The organism is Actinoplanes sp. 13, from assembly GCF_056134165.1.
Genome location: NZ_JBVYOQ010000034.1, coordinates 39,872 through 56,465, shown reverse-complemented (window position 1 = coordinate 56,465; position 16,594 = coordinate 39,872). Strand labels below are relative to the sequence as shown.

Annotated in this window: 17 protein-coding genes; 11 read left to right on the top strand and 6 right to left on the bottom strand. The window is 70.9% G+C overall.

Annotated elements, in window-relative coordinates; translation table 11 throughout:
- Nucleotides 1–176: 176 nt before the first annotated feature.
- On the bottom strand, nucleotides 177–659 hold the full coding sequence (locus AC0NH5_RS37735; RefSeq protein WP_474412267.1) for an SRPBCC family protein: 483 nt from the start codon (nucleotides 657–659) through the stop codon (nucleotides 177–179).
- Nucleotides 656–1,030, bottom strand: a complete 375-nt coding sequence (locus AC0NH5_RS37730) for an ArsR/SmtB family transcription factor (protein ID WP_474412265.1) — start codon at nucleotides 1,028–1,030, stop codon at nucleotides 656–658. Before AC0NH5_RS37730 ends, AC0NH5_RS37735 begins: the two co-directional genes overlap by 4 nt.
- 156 nt (nucleotides 1,031–1,186) lie before the next feature.
- Between AC0NH5_RS37730 and AC0NH5_RS37725 the strand changes: the two genes are divergently transcribed.
- From AC0NH5_RS37725 to AC0NH5_RS37710, 4 genes are all read left to right on the top strand, one after another.
- Nucleotides 1,187–1,618, top strand: coding sequence for an STAS domain-containing protein (locus AC0NH5_RS37725; RefSeq protein WP_474412263.1), 432 nt, complete (start codon nucleotides 1,187–1,189; stop codon nucleotides 1,616–1,618).
- A gap of 322 nt (nucleotides 1,619–1,940) precedes the next feature.
- The gene (locus AC0NH5_RS37720) at nucleotides 1,941–2,279 is read left to right on the top strand and encodes a hypothetical protein (RefSeq protein ID WP_474412261.1); all 339 of its coding nucleotides are present in this window, start codon (nucleotides 1,941–1,943) and stop codon (nucleotides 2,277–2,279) included.
- Between the two features lie 162 nt (nucleotides 2,280–2,441).
- Nucleotides 2,442–3,152 carry a nucleotidyltransferase family protein gene (locus AC0NH5_RS37715; RefSeq protein WP_474412260.1) on the top strand — a complete coding sequence of 237 codons (711 nt, stop codon included), beginning with the start codon at nucleotides 2,442–2,444 and terminating at the stop codon, nucleotides 3,150–3,152.
- A 42-nt stretch (nucleotides 3,153–3,194) separates the two neighbouring features.
- A complete protein-coding gene (locus AC0NH5_RS37710) occupies nucleotides 3,195–4,070 on the top strand; it encodes an LLM class flavin-dependent oxidoreductase (RefSeq protein ID WP_474412258.1) in 876 nt (291 codons plus the stop codon).
- Nucleotides 4,071–4,106: 36 nt separating this feature from the next.
- On the opposite strand, the gene AC0NH5_RS37705 is transcribed toward AC0NH5_RS37710, so the two are convergent.
- Nucleotides 4,107–5,192 carry a glutamate-cysteine ligase family protein gene (locus tag AC0NH5_RS37705; protein WP_474412256.1) on the bottom strand — a complete coding sequence of 362 codons (1,086 nt, stop codon included), beginning with the start codon at nucleotides 5,190–5,192 and terminating at the stop codon, nucleotides 4,107–4,109.
- A 135-nt stretch (nucleotides 5,193–5,327) separates the two neighbouring features.
- Here AC0NH5_RS37705 and AC0NH5_RS37700 point away from each other — a divergent pair, with 135 nt between their 5' ends.
- From AC0NH5_RS37700 to AC0NH5_RS37690, 3 genes are all read left to right on the top strand, one after another.
- Nucleotides 5,328–6,779, top strand: a complete 1,452-nt coding sequence (locus tag AC0NH5_RS37700; protein WP_474412254.1) for a hypothetical protein — start codon at nucleotides 5,328–5,330, stop codon at nucleotides 6,777–6,779.
- 113 nt (nucleotides 6,780–6,892) lie between these two features.
- On the top strand, nucleotides 6,893–7,567 hold the full coding sequence (locus AC0NH5_RS37695) for a hypothetical protein (RefSeq protein ID WP_474412252.1): 675 nt from the start codon (nucleotides 6,893–6,895) through the stop codon (nucleotides 7,565–7,567).
- A gap of 225 nt (nucleotides 7,568–7,792) precedes the next feature.
- Nucleotides 7,793–8,590, top strand: a complete 798-nt coding sequence (locus AC0NH5_RS37690) for an SAM-dependent methyltransferase (protein ID WP_474412250.1) — start codon at nucleotides 7,793–7,795, stop codon at nucleotides 8,588–8,590.
- Between the two features lie 167 nt (nucleotides 8,591–8,757).
- On the opposite strand, the gene AC0NH5_RS37685 is transcribed toward AC0NH5_RS37690, so the two are convergent.
- A complete protein-coding gene (locus AC0NH5_RS37685) occupies nucleotides 8,758–9,273 on the bottom strand; it encodes an FBP domain-containing protein (RefSeq protein WP_474412248.1) in 516 nt (171 codons plus the stop codon).
- Between the two features lie 204 nt (nucleotides 9,274–9,477).
- On the opposite strand from AC0NH5_RS37685, the gene AC0NH5_RS37680 reads away from it, so the two are divergent.
- Genes AC0NH5_RS37680 through AC0NH5_RS37665 form a run of 4 tightly spaced genes read left to right on the top strand, consistent with a single transcriptional unit; the run spans nucleotide 9,478 to nucleotide 13,686 of the window.
- Entirely contained in the window at nucleotides 9,478–9,858 is a 381-nt protein-coding gene (locus AC0NH5_RS37680; protein WP_474412246.1) for an effector-associated constant component EACC1, read from the top strand.
- A gap of 42 nt (nucleotides 9,859–9,900) precedes the next feature.
- Nucleotides 9,901–11,115, top strand: coding sequence for a YqgE/AlgH family protein (locus AC0NH5_RS37675; RefSeq protein ID WP_474412244.1), 1,215 nt, complete (start codon nucleotides 9,901–9,903; stop codon nucleotides 11,113–11,115).
- A gap of 56 nt (nucleotides 11,116–11,171) precedes the next feature.
- Nucleotides 11,172–13,220 carry a hypothetical protein gene (locus AC0NH5_RS37670; protein WP_474412242.1) on the top strand — a complete coding sequence of 683 codons (2,049 nt, stop codon included), beginning with the start codon at nucleotides 11,172–11,174 and terminating at the stop codon, nucleotides 13,218–13,220.
- A 58-nt stretch (nucleotides 13,221–13,278) separates the two neighbouring features.
- Nucleotides 13,279–13,686, top strand: coding sequence for a hypothetical protein (locus tag AC0NH5_RS37665; protein WP_474412240.1), 408 nt, complete (start codon nucleotides 13,279–13,281; stop codon nucleotides 13,684–13,686).
- Here AC0NH5_RS37665 and AC0NH5_RS37660 read toward each other — a convergent pair.
- The gene (locus tag AC0NH5_RS37660) at nucleotides 13,632–14,900 is read right to left on the bottom strand and encodes a radical SAM protein (RefSeq protein WP_474412238.1); all 1,269 of its coding nucleotides are present in this window, start codon (nucleotides 14,898–14,900) and stop codon (nucleotides 13,632–13,634) included. The two genes, AC0NH5_RS37665 and AC0NH5_RS37660, sit on opposite strands and share 55 nt — an antisense overlap.
- 82 nt (nucleotides 14,901–14,982) lie before the next feature.
- A complete protein-coding gene (locus AC0NH5_RS37655; protein ID WP_474412236.1) occupies nucleotides 14,983–16,584 on the bottom strand; it encodes an acyl-CoA synthetase in 1,602 nt (533 codons plus the stop codon).
- Nucleotides 16,585–16,594 lie beyond the last annotated feature (10 nt).

The window sequence follows — 16,594 nt, the reverse complement described above, 5'->3', positions numbered from 1 at the left end:
GGCCGGCCCAGCCATCGCCCGCGGCGCATCGGTCCGGACGACACAGCCGGCCACCACACCCATCGGCCGACCGTCGCGCCGGCGTAGCTGCTGACAGAATCGAGACTCAAGCGGTTCCGCACATGCTGGGGCCGCCGCCGCCCCGGGGTTGCCGGGGCGGCCGCGGCCCGGGGCGGTCAGATCCGGCCGTCGGCGACCAGCTTCTCCAGCTTGGCGTAGCCCTCGTTGACGCCGACCTCCATGCCGCTCTCCAGCCAGGCGTCCCGGCCCTCGAAGCTGTCGGTCAGCGACTCGGCGTGCAGCCGGGTGCGGCCGTCGCCCAGGTCCTCGAACCGCAGCGTCTCGAGCGCCACGCTGCCCGGCATGCCCTCGTAGGTGAAGGTCTGCACGATCCGGTCCGGCCCCACCTCGTGGAAGCAGCCGTGGAACGCGTGCTCGTCGGTCCCGTGCGTGGACACGTAGCGCCAGCTGCCGCCGGTCCGCGCGTCCCAATAGTCGATCTTGCTGCTCACCGAGTCCGGCCCGTTCCAGGCGACGAACAGCTCCGGGTCGGTGTGTGCCCGCATCAGCTGCTCCGGCGTGGCGGCGAAGTCACGGGTCAGGCGGATGATCGGCACCTTCGGGTCGGCCTCGATGGTGGCCTTGGCGATCTCGGTCATGACGGTCTCTCTCCTCGCTCGTCGGTCTTTCCGGGGGTCTTGCCCTTGTCCTCGTTCATCTCGGCCAGCAGGGCGTCGAGTCGGCTGTACCGCTCCTCGGCGCGGCGCCGGTAGCGCTCGATCCAGGCGTCCATCTCGTCGAAGACCTCCGTCTCCAGGCGGACCAGCCGGGGTTGCGGTCCCGGTGGGCGGGTCACCACCCCCGCGTCCTCCAGGACCTTGAGGTGCTTGTAGACCGCCTGCAGCGACATCCGGTACGGCGTCGCCAGCTGGTTCACCGTCGCGTCCCCCTCGGCGAGCCGGGCGACCATGTCACGTCGCGTCGGATCGGCGAGAGCGGCGAAGACTCGGGTCAACGTGTCCGCCGGCATCGGCCCCTCATTTCAACTTATCGGTTGAAAGTAAAGGTAGTCCTCGCCGCGCGGAGTGTCAACCCAAAAGTTGAAAGCGCTGGCTGTGGCCCTCCATTGGCAGGTTGATCATCTGCTGTTGAGGATGCCGCCACATCTGTCCGATAGACCGGAACCATGGAAGAAGTGCGTTGTGTGATCAGCCGCGAGACCGGTGGCGCCGTCCCGGTGGTACGGCTGCGCGTGGCCGGCCGACTCGACCGGTCCGCCCACGCCGAACTGCGCCGGTCGGTGCGGCGCGCGTTCGACCGGGCACGCCGCTCCCGCGTCGTCGTCGATCTGGCCGAGGTCGGCGTCATCGGCAGCGAGTGCATCGAGGTGCTGCTCGTCGGATACACCCGGGCGCTGCGTGAGGGCCACGGCTTCGAGGTGGTGAGTGCGACGGGCGCCGTCCGGCAGGCCCTGGAGATCACCGGCCTGTGTGCGCGCAGTGACGAAGGAGCCCTGTATCCGCCTGTCGGCGAGTTCTCCCTCGAAGCGCTCCTGACCAGCGGTGCCGGCGCACTCGACGAGAGCGTACCGGTCCCCTCCCCGGGCCGTCCCCGGTAACGAGAAGCTGGACGCAGAGTTACCGAATGGCCTGCTCGGGCCGGGTGGGCCGATCTACGATCGACCGCGGCCCCGCCTTTTCGGGGCCGCGGCCCGCTGCTTTCCGGGCTGCTACGTGAGGCCGCGTCACCGTGGCCCCGCGTCTTCGCCGAGCCGGGAGGGGGAACCGTCATGGCCAAGAAGTCGAAGAAGTCCAAGAAGGACAAGAAGAGCAAGAAGGACAAGAAGAAGTGACCCGCCGGGCCGCCGCCGCCGAGCCGCCCCGCCCGGCGGGGCGGACCGGATGCGCGGCGGCCCGCCCACATCCGGACGGAGGGTGACCGTGCACGACGAGATGCTCACACTGGTCGACGACTGCCTCACCCGCCTGCTCCACCTCCGCGACCGGCTGGCCGCCACGCGTCGTGTGCTTCCGGGCGAACGCCGTGCCGTCGCCCTCACCGCCATCGCGGTCGCCGAACGCTTCGCCACCACGGCCGCCGCCACCCTCACCCCGCCACCGTCTCCACCGGTCACGCCCGCGCCGGCGATTGCCCTTTCCCCGGCCACCCAGCCGGCGGCCGGCTCACCGTCCCTCGCCCCGTCGGCGGCCGGCTCACCGTCCCTCGCCCCGTCGGCGGAGCGAGGCCGGCCGATGATGGTCCACGTCACGTCGCCTTGATCGGGTGTATGCCGGCCGGGCGCGCCGGCCGGCAACCACGCGACTTCCTGGGCCGGCTGTCCGGCGCGCGGGTGGCCTGCTGGGCACAGGGCGCGCGTCACGCGTACCAGCAGGGGATTTTGATCAGGAACGGCCTTGAGGGCGTCGCCTAGAGTGCGCGGCATGGTGGTCGCGCCGGAGGTCGTGTGCGAGTTCGGGCGGGAGCTGGCGCGGCTCGCCGGGGTCACCGACCTGTTCGTCGCCGGATCCCTGGCCACCGGCGACTATCGGCCCGGAGTCAGCGACCTGGACCTGGTGGCGATCACCGACGGCACACCTGACCAGGGCGAACTCGTCGCGCTGCATCGGCGGCTGGACGACGGCGTGGCGCGCGGGCTGGACCTCGGATGCGTCTATGTGCCGCAGGACCGGCTCGCCGACCGGGACGCCCGGCATCCGACGTGGACGCACGGGATGCTCGTGCAGCGGATCCTGTCGGGGGTCACGCGGGCCGAGCTGGTGCGGTACGGGTATGCCGTTTTCGGACGCGCGCCGCACGAGGTGCTGCCGGCGATGAGCGACGGCGAGGTGCGGGCGGCGGCGCGTGCGGAACTGACCGGGTACTGGGCGTGGGCGGCGCGGCGACCGTGGCTGTGGCTGGATCCAGTGCTCGCTGACCTCGGGCTCACGTCGATGGCGCGGGGCAGGCATGCGCTGGCGACGGGGGAGCTGTTGACCAAGACCCGGGCGGTGGAGGCGGCACGGGCGCCGGCCTGGCTGGTGGCGCAGCTGCGGGCACGACGGGAGGGCCGGCAGGTGGCGTCACCGCGGCTGCGGACGGCGGCGATCGCCTGGTGGGACGCGTGGCGGACGGTGCGGTCGGCGCGCGGCTGAGGAGGGCGCGACGGGCGCACGGGGCATGGCAGGCTGGTCGGCATGCGAATCTCGATCTGGCCCGGGGCGGCACAACCGTACAGCGACGTCCTGGAGACCGCCCGGCACGCGGCGGAGACCGGCTGGGACGGCGTCTGGTTCGCCGACCACTTCATGCCGAACGAGGGTCCCGGCGTCGACACCGGCCGCCCGGTCCTGGAGTGCGGCTCGGTGGTGGCGGCGCTCGGCGCGAGCGTGCCGCGGGTCCGCATCGGCACGCTGGTGTACGGGAACACGTACCGGCACCCGGCCGTCCTCGCGAACATGGCGGCCACCGTCGACCACATCACGCGGGGCCGGTTCACGCTGGGCGTCGGCGCCGGCTGGCAGATCAACGAGCATCAGCAGTACGGGCTGGAGCTCCCGCCCACCACGGCGCTGATCGACCGGTTCGTGGAGGCGCTGCAGGTGCTCCGCGGGCTGCTGCGGGAGCCGCGCACCACGATGCACGGGAACTACTACACCGTCACCGACGCGGTCTGCGAGCCGAAACCGGTGCAGGACCCGCTGCCGATCCTGATCGGCGCCAAGGGCGAGAAGCGGATGCTGCGGGTCGTCGCCGAGTACGCGGATGCCTGGAACTGCTGGGGCACCCCGGACACGATCGCGCACAAGTCGGCGGTGCTGGACCGGCACTGCGCGGACGTCGGCCGGGACCCGCGGGCCATCGCACGGACCGCGCAGGCGCTGACCGTGGTCGACGGACCGCTTCCGGAGGTGGGCATGCCGGCGATCGGCGGGTCACGGGACCGGCTCGTGGAGGTGATCGAGGCTTACCGGGTGGCCGGTGTCGACGAGCTCATCGTGCCGGACCGGATGCTGGGTTCGGGGGCGGACAAGTTCCGGGCGATGGATGTGGTGCTCGGCCTGGTCCGCTGATCCACAGCGGGTCTCATCCGTTGGTGCGCAGTGGCCTCATCCGCTGATGCGCGCCTGGTCCAGGACGTCGTCGGCGGGGCAGCGGCCGCGGTGCACGTACCGTTCGGTGAACTCGGCGACGGCGTCCCGCAGCTCGCGGGCCGCGCCGAGCCGGGACAGCGCGGCGTAGGCGGCCATGAAACAGTCCCGGGCGGCCGCCGCCAGCACCGGATCGGTCAGCGCGTCGCGGGCGGCCCGCTCCCAGAGCCGGTCCTCAATGACCAGCGAGGCGGTCGCCGCCCAGGCCTCGCCGGCCGCGCGGGGGTCGTCGAGCAGGACGGTGAGCACCGCGGCGGGCAGGCGCCAGCCGTCGCCCGGCTGGCGGTCGGCGATGTCGAGCTCCAGGTGGCCGCGGGCGGCCACCTGCGGGCGGAGCGCGGCGAGGTGGTGGCGCAGGTCGGGCTGGGTGGGGCGGCGGCCGCTGCGGATCTGGTCGCGCAGGGAGCGGCCGGTCGCGGTCGGGACATCCATGGCGTACGCCGACCAGGCCGCACGCGGATCCGTGGCGGTGTGGTCCGCGCCCGCGCTGGTGGTCAGCACCGGGAGGTCGCGGCGTAGCGCCTGCCGCACGCTCCGCCACCCGGTCGGGCGGCCGTGGCGCAGCGGCGCGTTCGCGAAGGCGGCGGCCATCACCGGGGCGAGCGTGTGCGCGAGGGCCCACCGGCGTCGCAGGCCGAGCGGGCCGTCGCTGTCCGGCCCGGTCTCCAGCCCCGCCTCCAGGCCGATCCGGATGCCGGCCGTCGCGGTGCCGAGCGCGTGCGCCGGGTCCTCGGGATGCGCCGAGTCGGTGGCGCGCGGCAGCACGGTGAGCCGGTGCTGCTCGGTGATCCGGACGGCGGCGGCCAGGTCGTCGGACATCCGGCGCAACGCCACCTCGAGTCCGGGGGAGGGCGGGCCGCTGACCACCATCACGCGCGGGGAGCGCGCGTCGAGGAATCCGTGCCGCAGCGGGCGGCGCCCGGCCGGCGCGCAGGCGGGGTCGAGGAGCAGATCGACGGCGATGCCCACGAAGCCCGGTAGCCCGGGCGTGAATGCCCCGGCGGCGATGGATTCCTCGGCGGCCTGTTCGCTCAGGGTGGTCATCGCGCCTGCCTCACTCCCTGGTGGCTCGGATGGCAAGCCTAGCATTCCTATTTGCTTGATAGGAATACCGGCCTCGGTGGGTGAGCGCGGCGCAAAAGAGGATTTATCTGCATGTAGTGCTTGCATACTGTCCGCGTGAAGCTGGCTGTCACCGCGCTCATGGCCCTGACCGTTGCCATCGCCCCTGAGGGATCGCAGGCAGCGGCCGCTCCGCCCCGTGGTGCCGCGTCGCCGGGCCCGGGCCGTCAGTGGGTCACCACCGGCGCCGTGCCGATCGGCCGGCCCGTCGCCGTCGGTGAGGTCGTCATCGGTCAGGTGCTGCGGGCCCGGCGCGTCTTCGCCCGCGGCATGGCGCCGGACACGGGACGGGTGCTGTGGGAGCACGAGGTGAGCCCGAGCGCCCAACCGGCGAATGTGGAGATGACGCCGCAGCGGGTCGGGAACCACGCGGTGCTGCTGCAGCCCGAGCCGGCCTTCGGCCCACGGCACGCCCGGCTCTCGGTGGTCGAGCCGGCAACCGGCCGGGAGGTGCACCGCAGCCCGGCGATGCTCATCAGCAGCCGGCCGGAGAGCTGTTTCGCCGGGCGGTCGGTGTGCGTGCTGGCGGCTCCGTCGGACGACGACCCGGTGCAGGGCTATCGGCTGAACCTGGACAGCGGGGCGCTCCTGCCGTACCCGGCGAGCCTTCCGCCGAGCGCCCGCAGTCTCGGCCCGGCCGGCCTGATCGCCGCCGGCGGTGCCGGGGCTGAGCAGATCACACTGGTGATCGACGGGACGGCGCGGTGGCGACAGCCCTTCGCCGCGACGCTCCCGCCGACGATCTCGAGCGCCGGATCCCGCTGGGGCCGGCATCCGGTCGCCGGTGTCTACACCGGTTCGGGGTACGCCCGTGGCGTGCGTACCGGGACGTCCGTGACGCTCGACCTGGGCCGGGACTCGGCCATGGTGGGTCTCGACGCCGTCGACGGCCGGGTGCTCTGGCGCCGGGGAGGGGCGATCGCCGACTGCGGGGGCCGGATTCCGCTCGCCGGGCTGATGGTCCGTTGCCGGTACAGGGGAACGGTCACCTCGGCACCGTCGACCCGGCATGCCGGGCTACAGGTCGTCCTGGAGGGTTTCCACCCGCGCACCGGCGGCGCCCGATGGTCGTTTCCGGTCGGCGCGGATCCGGTCGCGGTGACCACCCGTCCTGCCGTGCCGACCTCCGATCTCTCCGCCCGTGCGGCTTCCACTCCCGGGGCCTCTGCTGTCGTGCTCGCGGTGGGGGACGGGCGTGTGCCGATCGCCGGCGTGCACACGGTCATGGTGGAGGGGCGCGCCGGGCCTGTACTGCTCGACCTGCGAACCGGAACCACGGCCGAGCCCGCCGCGGGGGCGGTCCTGTGGTGCCCGAAGCGGGTCCGATTCTCCTATGGGCAGGGTGGGGCGGCCCGGTACGGCGGGGACGTCCAGACCGCTTGTGACACTGCCGGCCGGCCGGTCGCCGGGGTGCCGTCGCTCGCGGTGTTTCGTGCGGTCGCCGCGGTGGCCGGCGGTTTCGCGGTGGTAGCCACACCCACGGGCTACCGAGCTCGCGCCCTCGCCTGAGATATCAAGATAGGTTCCTAGGAAGCCCTAGGGGTTGTGGGCGGGGCAGCTCGGGGAACCACCAGGGAAACCGCCGGTACTCGGGAGTGGAGCCGGGGACCTACGGTCAGCTCATGTCATCGAACAGCGTCACCGTTCGCCGAGCCGCCCGGGACGCGCCGCTCCTGGTCCTCGGGTACGGGCTGCTGCGCCTCGTCGACGGCCTCGACGGCGATCGAGGTCCCGGCCTCGCCTGGAACCTGGGCCGCCTGGCGTTCTTCGGCGCCATGCTGCTCTTCGGCGTGCTGGCGATCAGCCTGGTCCGCCTGACGCCGGCCGGCGCCCGCCGCGTCGCCTCCATCGCCGCGTCCACGACGGTCGTCGGCGTCGCCTGCTTCCTCTGGGTGCTCACCGGTGACCTCGCGCCGGCCTTCCGGGACTCGCAACCGCTGCCCGCGCCGCTGGAGGTGGCCGGCCCGCTGGCGTTCACCCTCGGCATGCTCGCGTTGCTGGGGCTGCTGGTGGCCGCCCGCCGGGTCCCGTTCTGGAGTCCGCTGCTGTTCGGCGCCGGCATCGTCGCGATCACCATCGAACTCGACCTGCTGCCACTGGCCGCGCTGCTGCTGATGGCGGCCTTCGCCCCGCTGACCGCAAGCGTGGAAGCCGGGAGCCCACGCCCCGGGACCGCAGCCGAAAGCGTGCACCCCGGGATGGCGGCCGGGAGCGTACGCCCCGAGATCGCGGCTGGAAGCGACGCCCAGCGGGAGCGCGTCCCGGGCCTGCACGCATCGGCACGGGCGCTGCACTGACCGAATCCGGGGGATCGGGGGATGACAGGGGCCGGGCGACTCACCGCCCGGCCCCTGCCATGCCCGGCCCACCCGGGCACCGAACCCACCGGCACCGGCCCGCTCCGGTTCCTCTTCCGGGTGACATTTCCGTCGTTGCACCCCGCCATCACCACTGCGGTGGCGGGGACCTCAGGGCCATCAAAGGGGTAACCGGGTCTATCCTTTGTCGATCATCCTGGATCGATGGGGGTAGAGATCATGGTCGAACCTCTGGACACCGGACGGCCACACCCCGCACGGGTGTACGACTACCTGCTCGGCGGCACGAACAACTTCGCCGCCGACCGGGCGGCCGCAGCCGTTGGGCTGAAAGCCAACCCGGACGCGGCCGTCGCGCCCCGGCAGAACCGCGCCTTCATGCGGCGCACCGTGCACTATCTGGCCGCCGAGGCCGGGATCCGGCAGTTCGTGGACCTCGGCACCGGTCTGCCCACCGACCCGGCCGTGCACCAGGTGGCGCAGGCGGTCGACCCGGGCGCGCGGGTGGTCTACTCCGACAACGATCCGCTCGTGCTGGCCCAGGCGCGAACCCTGCTGACCGCCCCGGGAACCCGCTATCTGGACGCCGACCTGCGCGAGCCGGAGCGGATCCTGTCGTCCGCGGAGATGCACGAGACCATCGACTTCGACAAGCCGGTGGCGTTGCTGCTCTACGCGGTGCTGCACTTCTTGGAGGACCCCGCCGACCCGTACGGCATCGTGGCCCGGCTGATGGCCGAACTGCCGCACGGCAGCTACCTGGTGATCTCGCACATCACCGCCGACCACGACCCGGAGAAATGGGCCGGCTTCAGCGACGTGATGCGCAAGCAGGGCATCCCCACCCGGCTGCGGACACGGGAGGAGGTCGCCCGGTTCTTCCCCGGGATGGAGATGGTGGAGCCCGGGGTGGTGCCGATCCTGCAGTGGCGCCCCGACGAGGAGGTGCCGTTCACCGACGCGCAGGTGGCGCTCTACGGGGCGGTCGGCCGCAAGCACTGAGCTCGCCCGGCCGCAAGCACTGAGTAAGGCCGGCCGCTGGATCAGCGGCCGGCGCCGTCGAGGTCTCGTCTTCGTACGCTGGTGTCCGGCCCCGCCCGCCGCTTCTCGCCGCCGGCGGGGCCGTGTCTTGTGCCGCCACTCGCCCGGTTCATCGCCCGCGTTCCCGGTCAGCCCGCGACGACCCGGCCGGTGAAGGCCGCCAGGTTCGTCAACGCCCGGTCGATCCGCTCCCGCAGGGTGAGTGTCTCCTCCCGGCGGACCAGGCGCATCTTCGGCTGCCGCTTGCCCCGCAGATAGAGCGAGCAGGCCAGGTCCGAGCAGATGTACTCACCGACCGTGTTCCCGTTGCGCCCGGCCGGCCCGGCGAGCGGCGCGACGAACAGCGCCACCCCCGACCCGCCGTGCTCGGTCAGACAGACCCGGCACATGCTCGACCGCATCGCGCTGGACCGGACCGCCCCGGCGGACGGCCGCCGCAGCACCAGCCCCGTCGGACCGTCCACGCCCGGCACCACCAGCAGTGCCCGCAACGGGGCCCCCGGGTCGGTCCAGCCGAGGAAGTCCAGGTCGGCCCAGGCGACACCGCCGTCGGCCAGGCCCGCGGGCATCCGGATCCGGCTCGCCTCACCCTTGCTGCAGTTGACGAAGGAGGCCCGGATCGCCCGTTCATCGAGTGGTTCCATGGGCGCGAAGCTAGCCCGCCACCCGTCCTCGATCACCCCATTTTCCCCTGTCACCGTGCGCCCTCTCACACAGCCGCATCCGGCCCGCCCACGCCCGCCTTCCCCACGCGGCCCGGGGCGCTCCGCCTTCCTTGCGCTGTCACGCCGCACGGGTGTCGGCGCCTTCTATCGTTGGTGACAGTGGCTGTCCGACAGGAGGCATAGATGCCGAGCGCGACGGAACTGTGGATCACCGCGCCGGACGACGCGGACGGCGCCGACCTGATCGACCTCCAGCAGTGGATCGCCGAGTCGGACGGGCTGCGCGGCCATCCGGTCATCGCTCACCGGCGATCGCCCCACCCCGGCGACATGTCAGGCGGCGTCGTGGAGGCTCTGACCACCATGGTCGCCGACCCGGCCATGGCGGCAGCGGTGGTCACGGCGATCGGTGGCTGGGTCACCGCACGCCTGACCACGCGCCGGACCCGGCTGCGGATCCGCCGTGGGGACCGAGAGATCGAGATAGACACCGCGGAGCGGAACCTGCGGAAGTTGGCCGAGTTCGTCCGCAGCGAGTTCGACGACGAGTCGCCGGCGGATTGATGACAGCCGGTGGAACAAGGCGCGCTGCCATACCCTGACGGAATGGTGGACGACCCGAAGCCTCCGCATCGTCTGGCGGATCCGGCCGAGTCCTTCGCCGTCCTCATCGGAGCTTCTGAGTATCAGCACCTCACCGCGCTGCCGACAGTGGGACGCAATATCAGCGATCTGCGGGCCATCCTCACCGACGACTTGTTCTGGGGTCTGCCACCGGAACGATGTCGATTGCTGCTCAATCCGGGTGTGCCCAGCGAGATCGAGATCGCGCTCCGGGATGCCGCGGAACAGACCGGTCCCACAGGGCTGCTGCTGGTGTACTACGCCGGGCACGGGCTCATAGCTCCCAGTGGTGCGCTGCACCTTTCGGTTCGTGCCACTGAGGAGACCCTGCTCAACTCCACGTCGTTCCCGTACGACTGGATACGTGAGCGGGTGACCCGGAACCGGGCCGGCCGTAGAGTCGTGATCCTGGACTGCTGTTATGCCGGCCGTGCCCTGGAGACCATGGCAGTTGGTGCCCCCGCGACCGTGATAGACAGCGCGGCGGTGCTTGTCGCTGCGTCGCGGAACACCACGGCGTTCGCCCCGGCTGACGAGGAGCACACCGCGTTCACCGGCGAGCTCATCCGCATGGTTCAGGCCGGACTGTCCGGCGGTCCGGATCCGCTGGACGTGAGCGTGATCTGGCGCGAAGTGCGTGCGGCGCTGCTGGCACGAGGCCGGCCCCTGCCGGAGATTCGCAGTCACAACGAAAGCGTTCCCCTGCTGCGGAACGCGGCGCACAGGCAGGGCCTTCGGCTCACCGGTCAGGTTCTCTCCGCTGCCGGCCGGCCGGGCGATCCCGCCCGCGGAGCACGCCTGTTGGTGCTCGATCACCGGCCGGATGTAGGCGCCCTGGCCATCCGCCTCGACGCGCGTACCGATCGTCTCGTCCACACCTTTCTGGCCGAGTGGGCGGGGATGGTCACCGAGCCTCCGGTCCTGTTCACCGGCGGCCCGGTCGCATCTTTCAGTGCCTTCGGGCTCGCGGTGATCCCCGAAGGCGCCACCGCGCCGCCCGCCTTCAAGCCTCTGTCCGGCCGGGTCGGCGTGCTCGATCTCGGCTCGGACCCGCGTCCGGCTCGGTTGACCGGGATCCGGATGCGGATCTTCGTCGGCTACTACGGGTGGGGGCCGGGTCAGCTGGAGTCCGAACTGTCGGATGGCCGACTCTCCAGCGAGGGCTTGGTCACCGAACAAGCCGTCGGGTATGAGTAATTGAGGTAGCTCCGGGTGTTCAGGCCGAAACAGACGGTTCATCGTGAGGAGACGTCGTGGTGCAGTTCGCCGGGGAGGGCGAGCTACTTGAACAACTCGTCCGTGAGCTACGCGAGTCGCAGGGCCGGCTACTCTTCCTGATCGGGCCCGATCTGGCCGACAGCGACGAGCTGTGGCCCGCAGACCTGGTCCGGGTGGCCGGCGAGTACGCCGACCTGCGCCGCAACGACGACCTCAGACGGGAACTCCAGCGCCCCGGGCCGGAGGACGACCCGACGGCCGGCTTCGCCGGCTATCGGCGTGCGATTCACGATTGGCTCGGCGCCGAGGAGTTCGACGTCGTTCTCCAGCGGACCGTGCTGAAGGCGTACCGGCCGCCCGACGAGGGTCCGGTCGTCGAACCGAGCCCGGCTCGTCCTCTCGACCGCGACTCGGCGCTGATCCTGGAGCGAGACGCCTCCTCCTGGCGCGTCAGCCCGGGGCTGCTGGCACTCGGACGGCTGGTGGCGCGCTTTCCTGGTCGGTTTGATCGGCGGATCATCACCACAGCACTCGGGCCTGAGGCGGTTGCCGCGTTCGCGCAGCTCGGTGTGCCCGCCACGCCCGTTACGCCGTACCCGAACCCTGCACTGATCGACTCTGACGACGACCAAGTCATACAGGTGGTACACCTGCTCGGGTACTGGCGTCCTCTGCATCATGCCGACCGCCTGGCCCCGTTGCCACAGCTGCGGCAGCCACCGCCGGAGGGACTGGCGGACCGTTTGCACGCGCTGTTCGCCGGCGCGACGGTCTGCGTGCTGGGCTATCGAGGTTCCGATCCCATCGTCTTCGAGGCCCTGCAATCGGCGATGAGAGAGAACGCCCGGGTGCTGTGGGCGGTCCCGGACGAACACGCCGAACGTGATGCCCGAACACGGATTCTCGGCGACCGGCTCGGCGGAGGCGACGCGCTCACCATCCATTGCGGGGTGGCCGCCGACCTGATGCTGCAGAAGCTCGCTGTGCAGTTCGCCTTGGTCCCGGAAGCCGACGAAACGATACCGCGTAGGGCACCGGTGCCCGCCCCGCGAACGTTCGAGCATGCCGAATTGGCCAGGTCGCTGGGGTCGGTGCCGTTACGCGCGCCGGCGAAGGTCGCCACTGATCTTCTGCGCCAACTGGGCGACCGGTTCGATTGGCGGCTCGAGCGAGGCGCGTCACCCGCGCCGACGCTGTTGTTCTGGCCGGTGCGCCTCCGGCCGCCGTCGGTGATCCATATGGTGCAGGCCCTGGCAGCGGCGGCACTGTCAGCCCGCGGAGTTCGCGTGGTCCTCACGCTCGACGACTTCGGGCAACCATCGGCGACCGTGCGAGGAGCCTTCGAGGACAGGGTGTATGAGTGGTTCAGCCGCATACCGGGATCACAGCGGCCGGACGTCTACTCGCTCCGGGAGTGGATCGACAACCGGGAACGGCAGACCCGGCGTGTCCAGGAGCGGCCGACCCGGCCTTGGGCTGTCCTGCAGGAGTACTACGGACGGCGTAAGCCCAACGCCTACGACGCTCTGCGGGCGGCGAAGATCGTGCCGGACATCGACCCCGAGGATGCCCCGGAGCAGGCCGCCCAGATCGTCAAGGAGTTGGTTTCGCGCGGCGCGCAGCGGTTACTCACGGCCCCGGCGCTGTGGTCACTCTTCAACCATCTTCTGATCGGCCGGCGGGTGAGCCAAGTGATGACCTTGGCGGGCGACGACGAACGCACACTCTGGCGACACTGGTACCAGGTCACCGGGGAGGAGACTCGACACCTGTATCACCCGAGGATCGCCAACCTCAGCCAGGATTCCGGTCTCATCCGGTGGGTGCACCATCAGGATCTGCGGGAGTCCATCCTGCGAGAGGTCGGCCAGGAAAACTGGCGTCGCACCGACCGCTACCTCCCGTGGCTGGTCCGGCACGCGTTCCTGCTTCCGGAGTACTTGCGTACCGGTGGCGGAGCGCGGCTCGGCGGGCAGAGTTTCGACGCCTGGCAGGACGTGCTCAACGTTCTGGAGACCTCGCCCATCCTGGCCGACCTTCTGGCCAAGCGGATCTCGGACTGGTTCCTCAGCGAGTCCGACTGAGACAGGGTGGCCCTTTCGGCCCTCGCGAGGCCAGTGGGGCGGCGGTTAGCCTGAGGACATGGCGGAGTCCACGATTGAGGCCGAGAAATGGGCCGAGGAGGTGGCACAGCTCATCGCGGAGTGCACGTCGCTGATGGGCTGGGAACTCACCGCCTATGTGGGAGGAGCGATCAACCCCGTCGAGCTCGACGATTGGATCACTCAGCACGACGAGACCGCGCGGATCGCGCGGGACCGGCTGGAGATGGCGCACCGGGTTGCTCGTCTGCTCTCCGAGAAGGTCGGCGATGCGCGAATGCTGGCATGGTTCCGCGAGCCCGACCCTGAGCTCGGAGGCCTGTCGCCCGCCACCGCCCTGCACCTGTCCGCAGTGCTACGTGTGCACGCACTGGTCCATGAGAGGGCCGACGCCTACGTGTCCTCCGCTCGGGAGCCGGTGTCGAACGGGGCGGTCCCGCCGAGATAACGGGCCGCGTGTGCCCGCAGATCGATGGACTCCCGGAAAAGGCGTCCGAACTCCGAGCGGCTGGTACCCGGCCCGCAGAGACGAGTCTTGCCGACTTGTCCCTTCTCCAGGTAGACGTCACCCTTGGTTCCGACCAGCACGACTGCGTTCGGATGCGTGTGCGTCGCCGTGATGCGCACTCGCAGGTCGCGCAAGGCAGTGTCTTCGTTCACTCTGCGGACGAGCTCACCGAGGACCGACGTCACGCCGGCGCCGGGAAGCAGATCGCGGCCGGGTCTGCCGGCCGCGCGTCCCGCCGCCACCGCTACGTGGAGCACCCACTGTCGTACGCCGCTGTCGCTGAGCCGATGGGCCAGCTCCACGAGCGCCGACGCATCCTCGTTCGCCCGGGACACCACAGTCTGCACAGTCGTCGGAACGTCGGCTGCGACAGCGCGGCTGATGGTGGCCCAGGCGGCGGCGTGGGAGCTCGTGCCCCGTGGTAACACCCTCGGGTTGATCGGGCGAAGTCGGTCGTTGACAGCAGCCTCGGCGCTGTCCAACGACACCCGCAGGTGTCCCTGGACGCTCTTCAGCACGGCCACCAACGGCGTGAGGTCACCCGCGCCGGACGTGTCCACGACGATTGCCTTCTCCGGGGCCAGCCGTTCTATCAGAGTCACCGTACGGTCCGGCCGCAGGATCGGGTCACCGCCGGTGATGACGGCGACCATGGCCGGTATCGTGGCCGCAGTCGCCGCCACCTGTTCCAGATCGTCGTCAGTCTCGTCCGCGGGGAACTGCTGCATGAGGTCGTCGGCGTGGCAGTAACGGCAGCGAAGCGGACATACCGCGGTGACGAACGTGTTCACCACCAACGGCTCCGCGACCGTCGGCAGATCCAGGCAGTCGCCGATCAGAGATCTGCCCGGCCGGGGCCGGCCTGCCGGCGTCGTCGCAGGGGGCTCCAGAATCCCCGCCGCGGCCAGTTGCTCGGCGAGGGGCAGACGATCGACGCTCACCGGCTCGACGCCGAGGGTCTCGACCAGCCGCCAAGCATCGGTGCCCAGGGCGACGAATCGGTCTCGTTGCGGCGAGTAGGCGACGGCGCCGAAGTCCTCGCGTCGTAGACGAACACCTTCCGCAACGCTCCAGACAGCCGGCTCGGACACGACGGCACCCATTGCTGTTCTCGGGGAGTCGTCGGCCTTGTCGATCAGTTGATCCGGGGGCACGAGCGTGAACTATAGGGGTGAGTAGTCCTCTCCGGGAGAGAGCGTGCCTAGGCGCGCCGTAGCATTAAGCAACTAGAGGTACTCACTGTCCGGAAGCACCCAGCGGGCCGGCCGGCAGCTCCCGGCGGATCACCTTGCCCGTCGGGTTGCGGGGGAGCGCGTCCAGGAACACCACATCCCGCGGCACCTTGTAGCGGGCCAGCGACGCCTTCACATAGTCCTTGATCGCCTGCGGGTCGCGGTCCGCGCCTTCGGTCGGGACCACGAAGGCGCGCAGGCGTTTGCCGAAGTCCGCGTCGTCGACGCCGATCACCGCGGCTTCGAGCACGTCGTCCCGGGCCGCGAGGAGGTTCTCCACCTCGACCGGGTACACGTTCTCCCCGCCCGAGATGACCATGTCGTCGTCGCGGCCGTCGATGAAGAGCAGCCCTTCGGCGTCGAAGTGTCCCTGGTCGCCGGTCGCCATGAACCCGTCGATGATCTGTTTCTGCTGCCCGTCGGTGTAGCCCTCGAACGGGATGCCGCTCTTGACGAACACCCGCCCGTGCACCTCCGGCTCCGTGATTCGTTTGTCCTCGGCGTCGAAGAGCGCCACCTGCACCGTGACCGGCGGTTTGCCGACGGTGCCGGGTGCGCGCCGGGCCTCGGCCGGCTGGGCGACCGACGCCACGGCCACCTCGGTCGACCCGTACACGTTGTAGATCACGTCGCCGAAGGTGTCGTGGAACCGGGTGGTCAGTTCGGGGGCGAGCGCGGACCCGGCGACGAAGACGGCGCGCAGTGACGACGTGTCGTACTTGCTGATGATCTCCGGGCCGAGGGCGAGGATGCGGGTGAGCATGGTCGGCACCGCGACCAGCATCTGCGCACGGTGTTCGGCGATGGCCTCCAGGATCCGTTCCGCGTCGAGGCGGCGCAGCAGCACCGCGTGGTTGGCCAGGGACAGCCCGACGGTCCACGCCCCGAAGCCGGTGCTGTGGAACAGCGGGGACGCGATCACCGCGGCGCCTTGGCGGGGGAACGGGATGCGGTCCGCGATGACCGCGCTGGCCAGCGGCGACACCTTGGTCCGCGGTGCGCCTTTGGGCAGGCCGGTGGTGCCGCTGGTGAGGATGATGAAGCCGCCGGGCCGGTCCGGCAGCGGCAGCCGGGCCGACGGGTACGCGGCGATCATCTCGTCGATCGACGGGTCGGTGGTGGTGCCCCAGGTGGTGTACCGCGGGATGTCGGCGGGCAGCCCGTCGACCAGGTCGGCGAACTCCTCGTCGTAGAGGATGACGCGGACCTTCTCGCGGGCCACCACCTCGGCGAACTGCTGTTTGGCGAGGCCGGTGTTCATCAGGGCCAGGCGCAGGGTGGCGCGGGCGACGCCGCTGATGGCCAGGATCAGGCCGCGGTGGTCGCGGGCGAGGACGCCGACGACGGAGCGGTCCGGCAGTTTGTGCTTCTTCAGCGCGTGGGCCAGGGAGTTGGACTGCTCGTCGAGTTCGCGGTACGTCATGGTGCCGCGTTCGTCGGTGAGGGCCGGCAGGTCCGGGTGCTCGGCGGCGGCTTTCATGATCAGGGCGGCTTGCGGGCCGAGGCGGGCGTTGTTCTTGGCGGCGCGGACGAGGCGCCCGGGGCTCAGCAGGTTGACGATGCCGATCTGGTGCATCCGCAGAACGGCGCGCGCATGTTCGATCATGGTCGGAACC